This is a genomic window from Massilia cellulosiltytica, assembly GCF_047325105.1.
Lineage (GTDB): Bacteria > Pseudomonadota > Gammaproteobacteria > Burkholderiales > Burkholderiaceae_D > Telluria > Telluria orientalis.
Genome location: NZ_CP168562.1, coordinates 2,342,156 through 2,361,043, shown reverse-complemented (window position 1 = coordinate 2,361,043; position 18,888 = coordinate 2,342,156). Strand labels below are relative to the sequence as shown.

Genomic DNA, 18,888 nt, shown 5'->3' with positions numbered 1-18,888 from the left:
CGTCCTCAGTTGTGCGGCGGGCGCCGCGTCGGAAAGCCCGACATCAGGGCATCGAGTTCCGTCGCATGCGGATCGACCTCGATGCCCTTGTCGGTGATGCGGTATTCGCGCAGCTCGTTGCTGTGGTCCGTGCCGCGTACCTTCACCACCGTCATGAACTTGCAGATGTGTCCCTCGATTTCGGCGAAGCGCATCGACAGCACCGCGTCGGCCAGGAAGCACAGGTTGTCGATCGAGAAGCGCCAGTTCGGCGTGTTGTCCTCGTAGCCGACGGTGACGATGGCGGTGACGCCGCGCCGCGCCAGCAGCGACAGCGTGCGGAGCACGGACAGGCGCAGGTCGTAGCGGAATTCCGGCGCGAGGTACAGGCCGATCTCCGACAGCGAATCGATCACGACGCGCGTCGCGCCCGTGCGCTCGATCGCCTCCGTCAGCTGGTCCAGCAATTCCTCGACCGTGAGCGACAGCGACAGCGATTGCAGCACCGTCACCTGGCCGCCCTGCACCAGCTTGATCAGTTCCGCGTTGTGCAGGCGCGCCGTGTGTTTTTCGAAGAACACGGCGACGCCCTTCTCGCCCTGCGCCGCCCCGGCCTGCAGGAAGCGCGTGCCGAGGATCGTCTTGCCGATCCCCGTGGGGCCGGAGACGAGCATCGTGTGGCCCTGCGGCAGGCCACCGTGCAGCATGTCGTCCAGGCCCGCGACGCCGGTCGGAATGCGGGCCGGATCGGCGGCGATGGTCAGGTAGGCCTCGGGCTGCGGCGTGAGCAGGCGCGGGTAGACGCGGATGCCGTCGTCCGTGATGCGCAAGGTGTGCGCGCCCGCCATGTGGGCCTGGCCGCGCATCTTGACGATGCGGATCTTGCGCACCACCGCGTCCTCGTCCAGGTTGTGCGACAGCGCGATCATGCCGTCGGCCACCGTGATGATCGGGTTGGCCTCGACGTCGGCCTGGCTGTATTCGCCGATCAGGAACGTGGTCGCCTGCCACGTGGCCATGCGCGAACCCAGCTCCTGGACGAAGTGCTGCAGGTCCCACAGGCCCTCGTTGCCGCTGCGCGCCGTCTGCACGACGGAGCGGAACGAATCGACGAACACGAGGCTCGGGCCGAAGTCCTCCACTTCGCGCATGATCCGTTCCAGCACGCCGCTGAAATCGCCGGCGCGCAGGTCGTCGGCCAGGTTGACGTAGCGGACGGCCGGTCCGACCTTGTCCATGTCGAAGAACGAGAACTGCTGCTGGTAGCGCAGCATCTTCAGCGGCGGTTCGCCCAGCACGGTGAAGAACAGCGCGCGCCGCTGTTCGCTCGCGAGCGCGAACATGATCTGGTGCGCGAGCGTCGTCTTGCCGCTGCCGGGCGCACCCGCGATCAGCGTGAACGAAAACTCGGTCAGGCCGCCGCCCAGAAGCACATCGAGCCCTGGCACACCGGTGCTCAGTTTTTCCAGGGTTACTTTTCCGCTCATTGCTTGTGCTCCTCCTGATTCTTTTGCGGCGTGCCGTCCGCACCCGTTTCGGACAGCAGCCGTGCCGTCAACGCGGGGCCGATGAGGGTCCCCAGCTGCCGCACGAACAGACCCATCAATTCATCGTGTGTCGCGGCCGCTTCCTGGGGGTCCGCCGCCGCCAGGTCCTGCTCGAGAGCGGTCAGCAGCAGCGTGCTCGTGCGGCGCGTGGCGTCGACGCTGAGCCACGCCCGCGGCGGCGCCAGCAGGCGCGCCGAGCGCGTGAACAACGCGACGAAACCGCCTTCGCCGATCAGTGGCACCAGTTGCCGGCCCAGGCGCGACCAGGGCCGGATCAGCGGCGCGGCGTGATCGGCGGGAGCCGGTTGCGCTCGGTTTTCGTCTTTATCCATGCAGGGGTGGTGTCGGGGTTGTCATGCCATGCGGCGTGGCCTCGGCTTGGCACGTCCGTTCTACCGATTATAACGTGAATGTAAGGTCAATTTTTTTAATAGAGTGTCAATACGGACAACGTGCGACACGCGGTGCTACCATCGCGTTTTTGTATCGATCATGAGCCGTTCACCATGTTTTTCCGTACCTGTGCCGCTTCCCTGCTCCTCGCCGCCACGTGCGCCGCGCACGCCCAGTCCGCCCCGCCCGTGGCCGAGGCACCGCTGCGCGCCCACCTGTCCTTCCTCGCCGACGACCTGCTGGAAGGCCGCGGCACGGGCCAGCGCGGCGGCGAACTCACCGTGCGCTACCTCGAGACCCAGGCCGCCGTGCTGGGCCTGAAGCCGCTGGCGGACGGCGGCTACCGCCAGAAAGTCGAACTGGTCGGCCAGAAGACGCTGCCCGGCAGCACGCTCCGTTTCGTGGCCGGCGGCCGGGTGCTGCCCGTCACGTTCGGCCACGACGTCGTGTTCGGCAACGCCAACGGCAGCGCGGCCACGCGCGTGTCGGCGCCCCTCGTGTTCGTCGGCTACGGCATCGACGCGCCCGACGAACGCTGGAACGATTTCCTGGGCGCCGACGTGAAGGGCAAGGTGCTCGTCGCGATGGTCAACGATCCGCAGCCGACCGGGGCGGAGCCGGACCGCTTCGGCGGCAAGTCGCTCACGTGGTACGGCCGCTGGACCTATAAATTCGAGGAAGCGGTGCGCCAGGGCGCGGCCGGCATCCTGCTGATCCACACGACACCGTCCGCGTCGTATCCGTGGAGCGTCCCGGTCAACAGCTTCTCGCACGAACAATTCCACCTGGCGGGCAAAGGCAACGCGCTGCAGGGCTGGATCAGCGAAGACATGGCGCGGACACTGCTCGCGGCCAGCGGCCAGGACCTCGACCGCCTGCGCGCCGCCGCCGAAGTGCGCGGCTTCAGGCCGGTGCCGCTCGCGGCCAGCGTCGAGGCCGACGTGAAGAGCGCGGTGCGCACTGTCGTCGAGTACAACGTGGCCGGCATCGTGCCCGGCACCGATCCGAAGCTGCGCGACCAGGCTGTGATCTATTCCGCGCACTGGGACCACCTGGGTATCGACCCGGACAACGGCAAGCCGGACCACATCTGGAACGGCGCCATCGACAACGGCTCCGGCACCGCGGCCCTGCTCGCGATGGCGCAGGCGGCGGTCAAGCGTCCGGCCAGGCGCACGCAGATCTTCCTGTGGCCGTGCGCGGAAGAACAGGGCCTGCTGGGCAGCCTGGCGTACGTGCGCCATCCCGTGTGGCCGCTGGCGAAGACCGCGGCGGACCTGAACCTGGACAGCATGAACTTCGTCGGCCGCACGCGCGACATGGGCGTGGCCGGCGCCGAGCGCAGCTCGCTGTACGCGACGGCCGCCACGGTCGCGAAGGCGATGGGCCTGAGCCTGGCCGCACCGGTACCGGACCTCGGCGGCGCCTACTTCCGCGCCGACCACTTCAACTTCGCCAAGGCCGGCGTCCCCGCGTTCAACGTCGGCTCGGCCGTGTTCTCGGGCGACGGCCATTTCGATTTCGAGCACGACCAGTCCGCGGAAGGCGCGAAGATGCGCGCGTTCACGAAGGACTACCACCAGGTCAGCGACCAGTACGATCCGGCCTGGGACTTGTCCGGCATGGTGCAGCAGGCGCAGTTCACCCTGAACCTCGGCTATGCGGTCGCGAATGCGCCGACGATGCCGACCTGGAAGGCGGGCGAGGCGTACGGCAAGGTAAAGCGTTGAAGGGTTACCAAAATGCGACTGGCCTGCCGTGATATGGCCGGGTAATATCGCGAGTTGAGGCAATACCCCGCCTCCGCTCACGACACCTCGACCACAGGACCACCATGAAGCAGACCTTGCTCGCCGCCGCCCTTTCCCTCGCCCTGTCCGCGCAGTTCGCGCCGGTCGCCGCCATCGCCGCACCCGCCGCCACGAAAACGGCGTCGAAAGCCGATGCGCGTTTCCAGGCCATCTACAAGGCCGAGTGGCAGTGGCGGATCAAGCAGCGGATCGCATGGGACGAGGACGAGCCGCGCGACGTCCGCGACGCGCTGCCGAAGGTCGACGCGCACACGCAGGCGGCGCGCCTGGCGATGTGGGAAGGCGTGCTGCGCCAGCTGGACGGCATCCGCGCGGCGGACCTCTCGCGCGCCGAGCAGGTCAACTATGCCGTGTACCGCGCGCAGATCGCCGCATTCGTCGCCGCGCAGCGCTTCCGCGAATACGAGCAGCCCGTGAACGCGGACAGCGCGTTCTGGTCCGACATCGCCTACATCGCGCGCCGCCCGCTGAAGAATGCGGAAGAATACCGCGCCTACCTCGCCCAGCTGGCCGACCTGCCCCGCTACTTCGGCGAAGAACTGGACAACATGCGGGCCGGCCTCGCGCGCGGCTTCACGCCGCCGCAGGTGACGCTGGCCGGCCGCGATGCGCCGCTGCTGAACATCGTCAACGCGAAGGCGCCGGAAGAGACGGTGTGGTACACGCCGTTCAAGGAGATGCCGGCGACGATCCCGATGGACGAGCAGGCGCGCCTGCGCACGCAGGGCGTCGCGCTGATCGACAGTGCCGTGAAACCCGCGTACGCGCAAGCCCTGCAGTTCTTCCGCGACGAGTACGTGCCGAACGCGCGCACGACGCTGGCGGCGGAGCGCCTGCCGGACGGGAAGGCGTACTACCAGTCGAAGATCGTCGAGTACACGACCACGGACATGACGGCGCAGCAGATCCACCGGATCGGCCTGTCCGAGATGGCGAAAATCCGCGCCGAAATGCAGGAGACGATGGTCAAGGCCGGCTTCAAGGGCGACCTGCCCGCCTTCCTCGCTTTCCTGCGCAGCGATCCGCAGTTCTATGCGAAGACGCCGGAAGAACTGTTGATGCGCGCGGCGTGGATTTCCAAGAAATTCGACGGCAAGGCCGACCAGTACTTCGGCTACCTGCCGCGCCGCCGCTTCGCCATCGTGCCGGTGCCGCCGGACCAGGCGCCGTACTACACGTCGGCGCGCGGCGGCCCGGGCATCTACCTCGTCAACACGTACAACCTGCCGGCGCGCGCGCTGTACAGCCTCCCCGCGCTGACCTTGCACGAATCGGCACCGGGCCACGCGTTCCAGATGCCGGTGGCGCTGGAACAGCAGGGCGTGCCGCCATTCCGCCGCGCGTACATTTCCGCGTACGGCGAAGGCTGGGCGCTGTATTGCGAGCGCCTGGGCAGCGAGATGGGGATGTACGAGACGCCGTACGAAACGTTCGGCATGCTGAGCTACCAGGCGTGGCGCGCGAGCCGCCTCGTCGTCGACACGGGCATCCACGCGCTGGGCTGGACGCGCGAACAGGCGCAGGCCTACATGCACGACAACACGGCGCTGTCCGACCACGAGATCCAGACGGAGGTCGACCGCTACATTTCCTGGCCGGGGCAGGCGCTGTCGTATTACCTGGGCGAGATGGCGATCGTCGAGTCGCGCCGGAAGGCCGAGGCGGCGCTGGGCGACAGGTTCGACATCCGCGCGTTCCACGACACGGTGCTGCAGCTCGGGGCCGTGCCGCTGCCGGTGCTGAAGGCGCGGATCGATACGTTCATCAAGGACGGCGGGAAATCGCCGTATCCTCCGACGTCAAAATAACTTGACCTTCAGCTGCACCGAGATGCCGCCGTACAGACGATCCTTGTACGACGGGATCACGCCGACGTTCACGCCCACGCGCTGATACTCGTACGTAAACGTGGGCACGACGGCCGGGAACCAGCCGCGGTCGCGCATCTTCGGGTACCCGTCGAACATCGCGATCGCCGCGCCGAGGCGCACGGGGCCCAGCGCATACGGCTGCCACAGCACGCCCGCGTAATTCGAGTAATAGCGGTCGCTGTTGACGAAGCGCCCCGCCGCCGCGGCCATCGTGCCGGAGAAACGGTATTCGAACCCGAGGCCGCGGTTGCCGCCGTTGAGGTTCTTGTCGCGGTCGAAGTGGTACGTCGCGAAGCCGCTGTCGATCCACAGTTCGCTCTTCGGATCGGCGTCGATCTTCGTGAACAGGTCGTCGGCATGGGCGCCGGTGCCGAGCAGCGCCAGCAAGGCGAATAGAGAACGCGTTTTCAATCGTCGGCCTTCGGATCGAGATCGGGGAACATCACTTCCGTAAAACCGAAGCGGGTAAAGTCGCGGATCCGCATCGGGTACAGGATGCCCAGCAGGTGATCCACCTCGTGCTGCACGACGCGCGCGTGAAAACCGTCCACGTCGCGGCTGATCGGCTTGCCGTACTGGTCGACGCCCTCGTAATGCAGGCGCGTGTAGCGCGGCACGCTGCCGCGCAGGCCCGGCACCGACAAACAGCCTTCGAAGCCCTCTTCCATTTCTTCCGACAGAGGCTTGAGCACCGGGTTGATCAGCACCGTCTCCGGCACGGCGGGCGCGTCCGGGTAGCGCTGGTTCCTGCCGAAGCCGAAGATCACCAGCTGCAGGTTGACGCCGATCTGCGGCGCGGCCAGGCCGGCGCCGTCGACGGCGTGCATCGTCTCGAACATGTCGGCAACGAGTGCGTGCAGTTCGGGCGTATCGAACTCGCGCACGGGCTCCGCCACGCGCAGCAGGCGCGGGTCGCCCATTTTGAGGATCTCGCGGATCGTCATTTCGGCAGGTCCGCGCACAGGTGCGTGAGGAATTCGCGGTAGCCTTCGGCCGTCTCCGGGTGCTTCATGCCGATGGCGGCCGTCGCCTTCAGGTAGCCCAGCTTGGAGCCGCAGTCGTAGCGCGTGCCGGCATAGCGGTAGGCCAGCACGCGTTCGCGCGACATCAGCGACGCGATGCCGTCGGTCAGCTGGATTTCGCCGCCGGCACCGGTCCCCAGGTTTTCCAGGTGTTCGAAGATGGCGCCGGACAGCACGTAGCGGCCCACGACGGCCAGGGTCGACGGCGCATCCTCGGGCTTCGGTTTCTCGATGATCCCGGACACCAGCTCCAGGTCCGGACGGTAGGCGCGCGCGCTGACGATGCCGTACTGGCGCGTGTTCGCGCGCGGCACGTCCTGTACGGCGAGCACGCTGCACTTCTCGTACGCGTACAGGTCCGTCATCTGCGCCAGCACCGGCTTGTGGCCGTCGGCCGTGTCCATGAAGTCGTCCGCGAGCAGCACGGCGAACGGCTCGTTGCCGATCACGGGACGGGCACACAGCACGGCATGGCCCAGGCCCAGCGCGGCGGGCTGGCGGATGTAGATGCAGTTGACGTTCTTCGGAATGACCTGCTGCACGAGCTTCAGCAGTTCCTGCTTGCCGGCCGCTTCCAGTTCCGATTCCAGCTCGTAGGCCTTGTCGAAATGGTCTTCGATGGCGCGCTTGTTGCGTCCCGTGATGAACACGAGTTCCGTGATGCCGGCGGCCACGGCTTCCTCGACCGCGTACTGGATCAGCGGCTTGTCGACGATGGGCAGCATTTCCTTCGGCTGCGCCTTGGTGGCCGGCAGGAAGCGGCTACCGAGGCCGGCGACCGGGAATACGGCTTTCTTGATTGCGGTCATTGTGAAGCTCCGTCTGATTATTGAGTTGAATTCTGTGCGCCCAGCAGGGCCAGCAGGCCCGCCTCGTCCAGCACGGTCACGCCGAGCTGCTCGGCCTTTTCCAGCTTGCTGCCCGCCTCCGCGCCCGCGACGACGTACGACGTCTTCTTCGACACCGACCCGGACACCTTGCCGCCCGCCTGTTCGATCAGCGCGCCCGCGGCATCGCGCGACATCGTCGGCAACGTCCCGGTCAGCACGAACGTCTTGCCGGCCAGCGGACCGGCCGCGTCGACGGCATCCTGCGGCAGCAGCGCCAGCAGCTCGGTGCGCAGCGCCGCCAGCGCGGCCAGCATCGCGCGGTTGCCCGGCACCGCCATCCACTGCTCCAGCGCCGTGACGACGCCTTCCGGCAGGCCGAACACGCTGAAGATCTTCAGGTGCGCGAGGTCGTCCAGCGTGCGGCCGTCGGCCAGCAGCTGGCGCGCGCGCGGCTCCGTGAGTTTCGGGATCCCGAGCGCGGCCAGCAGGCCCACGTCGTCGAGTTTTTCGCGCAGCTGCGCGCGCGGCGGATGCTCGCCCTGCGGCGCGACGCCGGCGGCCAGCAAATCGTTCAGCGCCTGCTGGTTCTTCTCTTCCGCGAAGAAGTCGGCGATTGCTTCCGCGACGGTGCCGCCGATGTCGGGCAGTACGCGCAGCAGCGCGGCCGGCGCACGGCGCACGAGCGCCAGGCTGCCGAGCCAGTCGGCCAGCGTCTTCGCCGTCGACTCGCCCACGTGGCGGATGCCCAGCGCGAACAGCAGGCGTTCCAGCGGCGGATGCTTGCTGGCGGCGATGGCGGCCAGCAGGTTGTCCGCCCACTTCGTCGCGACCTTGCCCTGCTTGACCGTCTCCGGCGTCGTGCCGTCGCGCTCGTCCGCGAGGCGCTTCATCTTCAACAGGTCGTCCAGGGTGAGCCGATACAGGTCGGCCACGCCGCGGATCAGGTTCGCTTCCACGAGGCTGTCGATATAGCGGTCGCCCAGCCCTTCGATGTCCATCATGCGGCGGCCCGCGAAATGGCGGATCGCTTCCTTGCGTTGTGCGGCGCACGTCAGGCCGCCGGAGCAGCGCGCAACGGCCTCTCCCTCTTCGCGCACGACGTGCGAGCCGCACACGGGGCACGTCTTCGGCAGCTCGTACACGGGCGGTACCGGCGTCGGGCGGCGCTCCAGCACGACGGACAGCACCTCGGGGATGACGTCGCCCGCGCGGCGCACGACGACCGTGTCGCCCACGCGCACGTCCTTGCGGCGCACCTCGTCCTCGTTGTGCAGGGTCGCATTCGTGACGGTCACGCCGCCGACCGAGACGGGCACGAGGCGCGCCACCGGCGTGATCGCGCCGGTGCGGCCCACCTGCACGTCGATGGCGGACACCGTCGTCAGCGCTTCCTCGGCGGGGAACTTATGCGCAAGCGCGAAACGGGGCGCGCGCGAGACAAAACCCAGCTCGCGCTGGTCCGACAATCGGTCGACCTTGTACACGACGCCGTCGATCTCGTACGGCAGCGACTTGCGGCGCGCGCCGATGTCGTGGAAGTAGCCCAGCAGGCCTTCGCATCCGGTGACCACCGCGCGTTCCTTCGACACGGGGAGACCAAGCTGGTCGAGCCAGTCCAGTGCCTTCGAATGCGATTCCGGCAGCGGCGCGCCTTCGAGCAGGCCGATGCCGTAGGCGAAGAAGCGCAGGCGGCGCTGCGCCGTGATGCGCGCGTCGAGCTGGCGCAGGCTGCCCGCGGCCGCGTTGCGCGGGTTCGCGAATTCCTTCTGGCCCGCGTCGCGCTGGCGCTGGTTCAGACGTTCGAAGTCCTCCTTGAACATCAGGACTTCGCCGCGCACTTCCAGCACGGCCGGAATATCGTCGCCGCGCAGGCGCAACGGGATCACCTTCACCGTGCGGATATTGGCGGTGACGTCCTCGCCCGTGTAGCCGTCGCCGCGTGTGGCGGCCTGCACGAACACGCCGTTCTCGTAGCGCAGGCTCATCGCGAGGCCGTCGAATTTCAGCTCGGCCGCATACCGCACCTGCGCGTGGCCGAGGCCATCGCGCACGCGCCGGTCGAAGTTGTCGATGTCTTCGTCGGAAAAGCCGTTGTTCAGCGACAGCATGGGCACCGCATGCGTGACCTGCTTGAACTCCGGGATCGGCGCGGCGCCCACGCGCGACGTCGGCGAATCCACCGACACGGCTTCGGGATGCTGCGCTTCCAGCGCCTGCAGTTCGCGGAACAGCTTGTCGTACTCGGCGTCGGGAATCGTCGGCGCGTCGAGCACGTGGTAGTTGTAGATGTGGTGGTTCAATTCCTTGACGAGCCACGCCATCCGTTCCAGGTCGGCCATGCTCACCTCAGCTGAACAGGCGCAGCGCGCGGGTGGAACCGGCGGCGACGTCGGCCGTGTCCATCTCCTGGTAGAACTCGCGCACCTGGCCCGCGATTTCTTCCAGCGCCGCATCCGTCAGCGGCTGGTCGAAGTCGTCGACGATAGCGGCCTCCAGGCGCTGCTCGAGGTCTTTCGCGCACGCGACCATCTTGCCGAAGCCGTCGCGGGCCGGGGCCACGCACGGTACGTCCAAAAGGAGCGTCAGGCGCGACGTCGTATCGGCGCCGAGCGTGACGTTGGTCGACAGCGTGAACAGGGTGCCGCCGCCCTCTTCCTTGTCCAGCATGACGAACTTGCCGTCCGGGCGCACGTCGAAGCCCGCGTTTTCCAGCGCACCGATCAACGTGGCCATTGCCCATGGCGCGCCTTTGGACGCGAGGTTCACGCCCAGTTGCGCATCGTGGCCGGCGACGAAGCGGTGCAGCGTCTTCGCTTCGCTCATCACTTCGATCATGTCCGGCACTTCCGGCTCGGCGCCAATCTCGTCGGCGACGGCGCGCAGGCGCGTGACCATCTCCGAGTACTCCAGCTCGTTCAGCGCCGTCGTGCGCGTGGCCAGCTGGACGCCGGCCTGCAGCTTCGTGTACACGCCGCCGTGCACGATCGGTTCCCAGTCGCCGTTCACCGCGAGGCCGACGAAGTGCACGGGCTTGTTGCCGACGCGGCGCAGTTTCAGCAGCGCGGGCAGGATGCGGTCGCCGCGCAGCGGGCCTTCCGAATTCAGCGGGATCAGGCAGTCGATCAGCGGGTCGACGAGGTTCTCGGCCAGTTGCGCGGGCGGCGTGTCCGGCTTCACGGCCGGCAGCTCGGCGGCCGGGTCGAGCGCAGCCGCGGCCGCCGGCACCGGCGCGGCCGCGGGTGTGGGGCCCGGCGCGGCGTGCTGGAACGGCTCGGCGACGATGCCCGGCTCGATCAGCACGTCGTGATCCGGCACGGGGCCGCCGTCCAGCACGGGCTCGTGCCGCTGGACGTGCGGTTCCGCGCGCTCGCTCGAGCCGCCGTTCATCAGCACGTCGTCGTGGTCGTGCGAAAACGCGCGCTCGACGCTCTTGCGGGCCTTGTACTCCTGCCACTTGTTGTAACTAATGACGCCGACGACGAAGACGCCGCCGGCCGCGATCAGGCTCATTTGAAAGTCTGTCATGCTGCTTGTGCCTCAGTAGCGAAATTCGCGGCGGACTCCATGTCCACCGCCACGATGCGCGACACGCCCTGCTCCTGCATCGTCACACCGATCAGTTGGTTGGCCATCTCCATCGCGATCTTGTTGTGCGAGATGAAGAGGAATTGGGTATGGTCCGACATGCGCTTCACCATGCGGCAGAAGCGCTCGGTATTGGCGTCGTCCAGCGGCGCGTCGACCTCGTCGAGGAGGCAGAACGGCGCCGGGTTCAGGCGGAACATCGAGAACACGAGCGCCGTCGCCGTCAGCGCCTTCTCGCCGCCGGACAGCAGATGGATCGTCGCGTTCTTCTTGCCGGGCGGCTGGGCCATCACCTGCACGCCCGAGTCGAGGATTTCGTCCCCCGTCATCACGAGCTTGGCCTGGCCGCCGCCGAACAGGATCGGAAACAGTTCGGAGAAATGCAGGTTGACGCGGTCGAACGTGTCCTGCAGCAGGTCGCGCGATTCGCGGTCGATGCGGGAGATCGCGCCTTCCAGCGTGCCGATCGCCTCCAGCAGGTCGTTGTTCTGCGCGTCGAGGAAGCGCTTTCTCTCCGTCGCCTGCGCCAGCTCTTCCACTGCCGCGAGGTTGACGGCACCGAGCGACGCGATGGCATTCGTCAGGCGCGTGACCTCGCCCTGCAGGTACGACGGCTTCAGCTCCGGATCGAGCTTTTCCGACAGCGCGGCCTCGTCGGCACCCGTGGCCGACAACGCTTCCGCGAACTGTTCCTGGTTCAGGCGCGCGGCCTGTTCCTTCAGCTGCATCTCGGTGATGCGCTCGCGCTGCGGCTGCAGGCCGCGCTCCGCCGCCATGCGGGCTTCTTCCGCCGCGCGCAACTGCTGCGTGAGCTGGTCCAGTTCGTGGCGCGCATCGGAAAGCAGCCGTTCCTGCTCCGTGCGCCTTGCCAGCAGGCCTTGCAGGCCCTCGGCCGCCGCGCCGGATTCCAGCGCTTCCAGTTCCAGCTTGCCGGCGGCGATGCTTTCCAGGACTTGCTGCGCCTGCTGCTGGGCGGTGGCGATCGTGCGGCGGAGTTCCTCGATGCGCGTGCGCTGCGTCTTTTCCGCGAACACGGCTTCCTGCGCCGCGCGTTCCAGGTCGCGCAGGCGGTTGCGCGCTTCGGCAAGGATCCGCTCCTGTTCCTGGAACTCGACCTGGCCGTCTTCGTGCGCGCCCTGCAGTTCGGCGAGTTCCATGTCCAGCTCTTCGAACTGCGCTTCCGCCTCGGCCTTCGCCTGGCGCTGCTCCGCTTCCTGCGCGGCGATCTCGTCGAGGTCCGCCGCGATCTGGCCGCTCCTCTGGTTGAAGCGGGCCTCGACCTCGGCCTGCTTGACGACGTCGATCTGCAGCGCATGCACGTCGCGCTGCAGGGTCGCGACTTTCTGGCGGCCGTCCTGCAGGCGGCGCTGCAGGTCGGAGACCGCCGCGTCGGCGCGCGTGGCGCGCGTGCGGGCCTCGTCCAGCAGCAGCGCCTGCGCGCGCAACTGCTTGGCCGTATTGTCGATCTCGTGCTGGCGCGCGAGCACGCCGTCCTGCTCGGCGTCCGCCGCGTAGAAGCGCACGCTCGATGCGGTGACCATGTGGCCCTGCGGCGTGACGAAGCAGCCGCCCTGTGGGAGCCTCCCACGCTGCGCAAGCGCCGTGCCCGGATCGTCGGCCGCGTAGACGCCGGTCAGCCAGTCGTCCAGCAGGCCGCGCAGGCCCGGGTCGTTCAGCTTGAGGAGACTCGCGAACGGTTTCAGGCCGTGATGATCCTGCGCGCCCGCGCTGCCCGGTGCCGGCGAATACAGCGCCATGCGGGCCGGCGGCGCATCGCCGAAGAAGCCGCGCGCCCAGTCGAGGTTCGACACTTCCAGCGCGCCCGTGCGCTCGCGCAGCACGGATTCCAGCGCCGTTTCCCAGCCCGTCTCGATGTCGAGCTTCTGCCACAGGCGCGGCAGTTTATCCAGTTCGTGCTTCTGCAGCCACGGCTGGACTTTACCTTGCGTCTGCACGCGTTCCTGCAGCTGGCGCAGCGCGGTCAAGCGCGCTTCCAGCCTGGCGTTGGAGGCGGTCTCCTGCTGGACCTGCGCATGCGCGTCGCGCCGCTCCTGCTCGACGGCTTCCTGGCGGCTCGCCGCCTCTTCCAGCATCAGGTTCTGTTCTTCCAGCTGCAGCTGCTTTTCCTCCAGCTGCATGCGCAGGTTGTCGAGGTGGCCGGCGTCCGGCAGATTGAGTCCGCCGCGCTCCTGCTGCAGGCGCTCGCGCCGCGTGGCCAGGCTCGCGAGGATGTTCGACGCATTGCGCTGGTGCGCGGACGACAGCTCGATGCGCTGCTGGATCTGCATGATGCGGGCGCGCGATTCGGTCGACCTGTTCTGCGCGTCGCGCCACGCGGCTTCCAGGTCGGGCAGGCGTTCGTTCTGCGCCTCCGCCGCGATCTGCGCGCCTTCCACGCGCGCCGCCAGTTCTTCCAGGCGGAACTCGGCTTCCTCGATCTGCTCCTGCGTCTCGCCCGCCTGGTTCAGCCACTGCTCGCGCTGGGCCGTGAGCGTGCCGATCTGGTTCTGCAGGCGCGTGCGCGACTCGACGACGAACTTGATCTGCGCTTCCAGGCTGCCGATCTCGGAATTGGTCTGGTACAGCGCGCCCTGCGCCACGTGCAGGCGGTCGCCCGTCTCGTAGTGCGCCTGGCGCATGCGTTCCAGCTCGAGCTCCAGGTTGCGCAGCTGCGCGTTCTGGGATTCGAGTCCGGTCTGCGCCTGCTCCATCTCCTGGAACCAGCGCAGCTGCTCGGCCCTGGCCTCGTTGCGGCGCAGGAGCCAGAGCAGTTTCTGCTTCTCTTCCTGGTCGGCCTGCAGCTGGTGGAAACGGTTGGCGACGGCGGCCTGCGCCTCCAGCTTTTCGAGATTCGCGTTCAGCTCGCGCAGGATGTCCTCGACGCGCAGCAGGTTCTCGCGCGTGTCCGACAGCCGGTTTTCCGTCTCGCGCCGGCGCTCCTTGTACTTCGAGACGCCGGCCGCCTCCTCGAGAAACACGCGCAGCTCTTCCGGGCGCGATTCGATGATGCGCGAGATCATGCCCTGGCCGATGATGGCGTAGGCGCGCGGCCCCAAGCCCGTGCCGAGGAAGATGTCCTGGATGTCGCGCCGGCGCACGGGCTGGCCGTTGATGTAATAGGTCGACGTGCCGTCGCGCGTGAGCGTGCGCTTGACGGCGATCTCGGCGTACTGGCCCCACTGCCCGGCCGCCTTGCCGGCAGTGTTGTCGAACACGAGTTCGACGGACGCGCGCCCGGCCGGCTTGCGGTTGGTGGATCCGTTGAAGATCACGTCCTGCATCGATTCGCCGCGCAGCTCGGACGCTTTCGATTCGCCCAGCACCCACCGTACGGCATCGATGATGTTCGATTTGCCGCATCCGTTCGGGCCGACCACGCCGACCAGCTGCCCCGGCACCTGGAAATTGGTGGGATCGACGAAAGACTTAAATCCCGACAATTTGATGGAGGATAGACGCACGTTCGCTTACGGTAGGGGGAGAAGTCGATAAAGGCTGCATCATACCATCTGCGCCTTGCTTTTCGGCCAAGTTTTAGCCGTCGTGCGCGCGGGTTCAGGTGCAGAGGACGGCAAAACGGAGCCGGTCCCGGGCGCATGGCGGGACGTACGGCCCCTGCGCCGGCTGCCAGTCGTTACGCAGGTAGACCCGGTCGCGCCCGGACAGTTTCAGCGCGACGGCCGTCAGCCATTGGTGGGAGTAGGCGGGATCGGCGCGCGGCAACAGGATCGTCGCCGCGAGCAGGCCCACCAGCAGCGGCTGCGGCGAGCAGTCCTGCGCGGCGCGCGCGCGCGCGAGGAACAGCGCGGCCGCCCCCAGGCCGAGTACGCAACCGGACAGGGCTTCGCTGGCCGAATGGGCGCCGACCTGCACCCGGGCCAGCGCCACCGCGACGGCGAGCAGGCCGCCCACGGCCACCGCACCCCGGCGCAGGCGCGGCGAACCGCGCTCCACCAGCAGGAACAAGGCGACGGGAAACACGGCTGCGGCCCGGGCCGCATGGCCGGAACAGCCGGTGAACGACAACGACCGGATCCCGATGCCCCAGCCGATGAACGCCACCTGGCTCGCGGCCGCCACGAGCATGGCACCGCCGAACACGGCGCACCAGACGAGCGCCAGCCGCCAGCAGCGCGCGCCGACGAGCCAGGCCGCCACGCCGACGGCGAGCAGCGCCGTGACGTTGAGGCCGCCCAGCGCCGAGAGATGGGACCACCAGAGCATGTTGGATTCGGTGATGGATGACGACGCTCGACTATAACCCGGTCACGTGACCGATACCAACACGTAGGGCAACGGCCGATATATTCGAATCGTTGACGGCCCCTTGGGCCATTGCGTCGGAGAGCACCTGCCCGACGACGCCGTCGATGGCGAGCACGCGCGCGCCGCCGTCGTTCAGGACCGCGGCCAGCTTGTCGGCCGGCAGCGAGAACGCTTCGCGCCGCCCGGCGCCGGAGAAGATGAACAGCGTGCGCAGCGGGCTCACCCACGCCAGCTTGACCTTGCGCGCGCCTTCGCCCGTGCGGAATTCCAGCCACATGCCGCGCTCCAGGCCGTCGACGGCGGACACCTCGGCCACCCGCGCCGCCGCCTGTTCCGCGGCCGCGTTTTCCATCTCGACCTTGCGCAGCGCATCCTGCTGGGCCGCCTGCGTGGCCAGTTCCAGCTGGCGCTCCGGCGACAGCTCGATGGGTGCGCGCACGATCGCCGCGTGGTATTCGGCCAGGCGGGCGAAGAATTGCAGGCGCTCGGCGTCCTGCCACTTGATCGCATCGAGCCACTTGTTCAGCGTCTGCAGCAGGCGCGGCAGCCGGGCGATCAGGGCCTTGCGCTGCTCCGGCGTGGCCTTTGGCTTGACGCTCCAGATCAGGTCGTCCATGGCCCGGGTGGCGTTGTCGACGGCGCCCGGGCGCGCATCCTCGATCGTCCACGCGAACGTCAGCACGGTCGTCCAGCGCTGCTCGAGGAAGCCGCTGACGACCTCGTTGACGTCGCCGGCCTGCACCCGCAGGGCGATGGCGTCGCGGGCCTGGCGCGCCGCGACCTCGTGCTTTTCCCGTTTCAGCGCGCTGGCGACCGGTGCGGCGAGCGCGGCTACCTGGGCCGACTCGTCGGCGGCGATACCCGCTTCCAGCTCGGCGACGGCATTCGCGAACGCCTCCGGCCGCGCCTCGCCCACGCGCGCGACGCTGCGCCGCATCGCCTGGAACAGCGGGTCGTCCGCATCGTCTCTCTGCTCCCAGCCGACGCGCGACATCAGGTCGACGAGGCGGCGCGCCGGATGGTCTTGCTCGAAGAAGAAATTGTTGTCGAGCAGAGCGGCCTTCAGCACGGGAACCTGCAGGAGTTGCAGCAGTTCGCGCGTGCGCGGCGGGATACTATCGTCCAGCAACACGGTCTCGAACACACGCGACAGCAGGTCCAGCGTACGTTCGTCGCGGCGCGGCAGGCTGCCCTGGGGCAGGCTCTGCTTCAGGCGCGGCAGGTAGAACACGTTATGCGGCGTGGCGGCTGCTTGCGTTCCTTGCACCGGCGCCCGCTCGATGCGCGCCAGCAGGTCCATCAGCGGCGCCGTGCCGCCGGATTGCGCCAGCATGCCTTGCAGGGCGGCCGACCAGCCGGACTCGGCCTGCCCCGTTCCCGCTGCGAAGCCGGCGCCGGGTTGGGCTGCCGCACCGGACGCGGCGCTGAAGCCAGCCGCCGGTTGTGCGGCCTGGTCCTTGACCGGCGTCGCCGCGAACGTCCCCGCTCCGCTCGGCCGCCAGCCGCCGCCGCTGGACGGCAACGTGGGCAGGTCGGGAATCAGCGGGACGCCATCCTCGCCGCCATCGTCGCCGAACAGCTTGCGCAACTGCTCCGCAAGGGTGGCGCGCTGGCCGGCGCGGGCCGCCTTCGCGGCGGCGCCGCCATCCGTCTTCTGGATGCGGTAAGCACCCACGGAACCCGGCTGGCCCTCCTTGCGCAGCGCGGCGACGAGGGAGTCGTACAGCGGGGCGAGGTCGAACACGATGTCCGGCCGCAGCAGGGGCTGGATCAGGCCATGGGCATCCGTTTCCGGTTCGAATTCACGCCACGCCTCGTCGATCGCGCCGAGGAAGATCTCGGGACGGAAGGGATTGCTGTCCGCACGCAGCACGCCGCGTCCGAGCAGCATGCCGAGGCGGACGGCCAGCGTGGCGAGCGGGTCGGCGTACCGGATGTCGAAGGGACGGGCCAGCGCGCCCAGTGCGAGGCGGCTGTCGACCTCTTCCAGCGGCACGAGGTCGAGCGACGCCGCCGTCATGCGCATCGGCGCGGCCCGCGGCGCCAGGCGGTCGAGCTCGCGCCGCACCGCCAGGGCGGTCGCGCCGGATGCCAGGTGGAAGAAGGCGTATGCATTGTCCTTCAGCAGGCGGGCCGCCTTCACGCGCCGCTGGACGTCCTGCGGGTCGCCATTGTGACGGGTCAGGTCGCCCAGTGCCGCGGCCATGCGGGCCGTCATCGCCGCCAGTTGCTCCTTGACCCAGGTGTCTGCGATACCGGCGAGCGCATCCAGCGTCGCCTGCTGCGACGACGCGGCCTTGCGGGCGGCCGGGGTCTGGACGGGGCTGGAAGACATGGTTCTTCTATTGTGGCACATAATTTCCAAGTGGCAATTAAAATCGATCGGCCAGCGCCACGTTCAGGAAAATGCTTATGCTATTGAAGAGACCATCGAACGACCAAAAACGCTATGCTGCGTCGCAAGACACGATTGCCGGCGAATAAGAATATGCAAAATACGTGTTAGCGAAGAAAATTATTGCTAGCGTAATGCCTGTAGTCCTACAAGTGGTCAAGAGGTGATCCGATACCCGTTCAATTGTCGCGCTCGCATCATTGCAATACCGAAATCGCTTCGGTAAGCAGGACATCTCCACTATCGAAAGGAATGATCATGGCTTCGAACAAGAATTCTTCGCGCTCGGGTAACCAGGGCGGCTCCCACGAACAACACGTCAAGGCTGGTCAGCAAAGCCACAAGAACGACGGCAACAAGCAGTCGGGCTCCGGTTCGGGCTCGCGTTCGGGCGGCTCGGGCGGCACCCGCGGCGGCACCCCGGAGCAGCATGCCGAGGCTGGCCGTCAAAGCCACAAGAACGACAGCAAGCGCTGATTGCAGCGCTTTCCGGAAGGTCGAAAGAGCCTGGCGCGGGACGACCGCGACAGGCTCTTTGTTCATCAGATGTTGCGCAGGTACGAGCCCTTGGGCGGCGCGAAATCGCGCACCTCGTCGATCATGCCCGCCGCCTTGGCGTCGCGCGCGTTCAGGTGCAGGTCGCCGTACTGGTGGATGCCCCACTGTTCGGGCGTCAGCTCGATGTGCTTGCGCAGGATGGATTCCGTGCGCGCATCGTCGGCGCGCAGGCCCTCGACGATGATGTTCAGCGCATCCGGACGCGAGCCGGGCGAAGCTGTCGCATGCGACTTGTGGATCATGAAGCGCGCTGTCTCGCTCGCATAGCGCTGCTGGCCCGACAGGAACAGGATCACCGCGATCGACGCGACAGCGCCGCCGTTGTACATGACGCAATTGACGGGGGCATTGGCCAGGAAGTTGTACAGGCACAGGCCGTCGCTGACATAGCCCCCGTTCGACTGCAGGAGGATGTGCGCCGTCTCGATGCCGTCGTCGTTCATGCCGGCCACCGCCTCGAAGACACGATGCACCATGTCGCTGTTCACGTCGCCGGACAGGGTGAACCACCCTACTTTCTGTTTTCCAGGATCTTCGCTCATAGTGGGTCTCTTCCGTCAGAAAGGTCGTAGAGCAAGTGTAACAAAACACGTCCGCATGTCCGTGGTGCCTCATGGCAATCGTGTGAGCC

At 67.7% G+C, this 18,888-nt stretch carries 14 protein-coding genes; 3 read left to right on the top strand and 11 right to left on the bottom strand.

Translation table 11 applies throughout. The annotated features are described in order from the left end of the window. Positions 1 to 5: 5 nt before the first annotated feature. Together ACEN9H_RS10575 and ACEN9H_RS10570 are read right to left on the bottom strand one after the other, a co-directional pair. Positions 6 to 1,466 (bottom strand): RAD55 family ATPase, encoded by a 1,461-nt coding sequence (locus ACEN9H_RS10575; protein WP_413674715.1) that lies wholly within the window; start codon positions 1,464 to 1,466, stop codon positions 6 to 8. Beyond that, complete coding sequence (locus tag ACEN9H_RS10570; protein WP_413345376.1) at positions 1,463 to 1,858, bottom strand: hypothetical protein; 396 nt, start codon at positions 1,856 to 1,858, stop codon at positions 1,463 to 1,465. The genes ACEN9H_RS10575 and ACEN9H_RS10570 overlap by 4 nt, the downstream gene beginning before the upstream one ends. Positions 1,859 to 2,032: 174 nt before the next feature. Between ACEN9H_RS10570 and ACEN9H_RS10565 the strand changes: the two genes are divergently transcribed. After that, positions 2,033 to 3,649, top strand: a complete 1,617-nt coding sequence (locus ACEN9H_RS10565) for a M28 family peptidase (protein ID WP_413674714.1) — start codon at positions 2,033 to 2,035, stop codon at positions 3,647 to 3,649. 104 nt (positions 3,650 to 3,753) lie between these two features. After that, positions 3,754 to 5,538, top strand: coding sequence for a DUF885 domain-containing protein (locus tag ACEN9H_RS10560; protein WP_413342290.1), 1,785 nt, complete (start codon positions 3,754 to 3,756; stop codon positions 5,536 to 5,538). Here the strand turns inward: ACEN9H_RS10560 and ACEN9H_RS10555 are convergent. The 8 genes from ACEN9H_RS10555 to ACEN9H_RS10520 form a co-directional block, all read right to left on the bottom strand. Continuing rightward, the gene (locus tag ACEN9H_RS10555; protein WP_413342292.1) at positions 5,530 to 6,012 is read right to left on the bottom strand and encodes a hypothetical protein; all 483 of its coding nucleotides are present in this window, start codon (positions 6,010 to 6,012) and stop codon (positions 5,530 to 5,532) included. The genes ACEN9H_RS10560 and ACEN9H_RS10555 overlap by 9 nt on opposite strands. Continuing rightward, positions 6,009 to 6,545 carry a peptide deformylase gene (gene def, locus ACEN9H_RS10550; protein WP_413342293.1) on the bottom strand — a complete coding sequence of 179 codons (537 nt, stop codon included), beginning with the start codon at positions 6,543 to 6,545 and terminating at the stop codon, positions 6,009 to 6,011. Before def ends, ACEN9H_RS10555 begins: the two co-directional genes overlap by 4 nt. After that, on the bottom strand, positions 6,542 to 7,432 hold the full coding sequence (gene galU / locus ACEN9H_RS10545; protein ID WP_413342295.1) for a UTP--glucose-1-phosphate uridylyltransferase GalU: 891 nt from the start codon (positions 7,430 to 7,432) through the stop codon (positions 6,542 to 6,544). Before galU ends, def begins: the two co-directional genes overlap by 4 nt. 17 nt (positions 7,433 to 7,449) lie before the next feature. Continuing rightward, entirely contained in the window at positions 7,450 to 9,792 is a 2,343-nt protein-coding gene (ligA, locus tag ACEN9H_RS10540) for an NAD-dependent DNA ligase LigA (RefSeq protein WP_413674713.1), read from the bottom strand. A 7-nt stretch (positions 9,793 to 9,799) separates the two neighbouring features. Continuing rightward, on the bottom strand, positions 9,800 to 10,978 hold the full coding sequence (locus ACEN9H_RS10535) for a cell division protein ZipA C-terminal FtsZ-binding domain-containing protein (protein ID WP_413674712.1): 1,179 nt from the start codon (positions 10,976 to 10,978) through the stop codon (positions 9,800 to 9,802). Further along, on the bottom strand, positions 10,975 to 14,499 hold the full coding sequence (gene smc, locus ACEN9H_RS10530; protein WP_413674711.1) for a chromosome segregation protein SMC: 3,525 nt from the start codon (positions 14,497 to 14,499) through the stop codon (positions 10,975 to 10,977). The genes ACEN9H_RS10535 and smc overlap by 4 nt, the downstream gene beginning before the upstream one ends. A 94-nt stretch (positions 14,500 to 14,593) precedes the next feature. After that, positions 14,594 to 15,262: a phosphatase PAP2 family protein gene (locus ACEN9H_RS10525; RefSeq protein ID WP_413674710.1), complete on the bottom strand. Its 669-nt coding sequence runs from the start codon at positions 15,260 to 15,262 to the stop codon at positions 14,594 to 14,596. A gap of 31 nt (positions 15,263 to 15,293) precedes the next feature. After that, positions 15,294 to 17,639, bottom strand: coding sequence for a DUF1631 family protein (locus ACEN9H_RS10520; protein ID WP_413674709.1), 2,346 nt, complete (start codon positions 17,637 to 17,639; stop codon positions 15,294 to 15,296). 318 nt (positions 17,640 to 17,957) lie between these two features. Here ACEN9H_RS10520 and ACEN9H_RS10515 point away from each other — a divergent pair, with 318 nt between their 5' ends. After that, positions 17,958 to 18,176, top strand: coding sequence for a hypothetical protein (locus ACEN9H_RS10515; protein WP_413344334.1), 219 nt, complete (start codon positions 17,958 to 17,960; stop codon positions 18,174 to 18,176). Positions 18,177 to 18,241: 65 nt separating this feature from the next. Here the strand turns inward: ACEN9H_RS10515 and ACEN9H_RS10510 are convergent, their stop codons facing one another. Then, positions 18,242 to 18,799, bottom strand: a complete 558-nt coding sequence (locus tag ACEN9H_RS10510) for an ATP-dependent Clp protease proteolytic subunit (protein ID WP_413344332.1) — start codon at positions 18,797 to 18,799, stop codon at positions 18,242 to 18,244. Between the last annotated feature and the right edge of the window lie 89 nt (positions 18,800 to 18,888).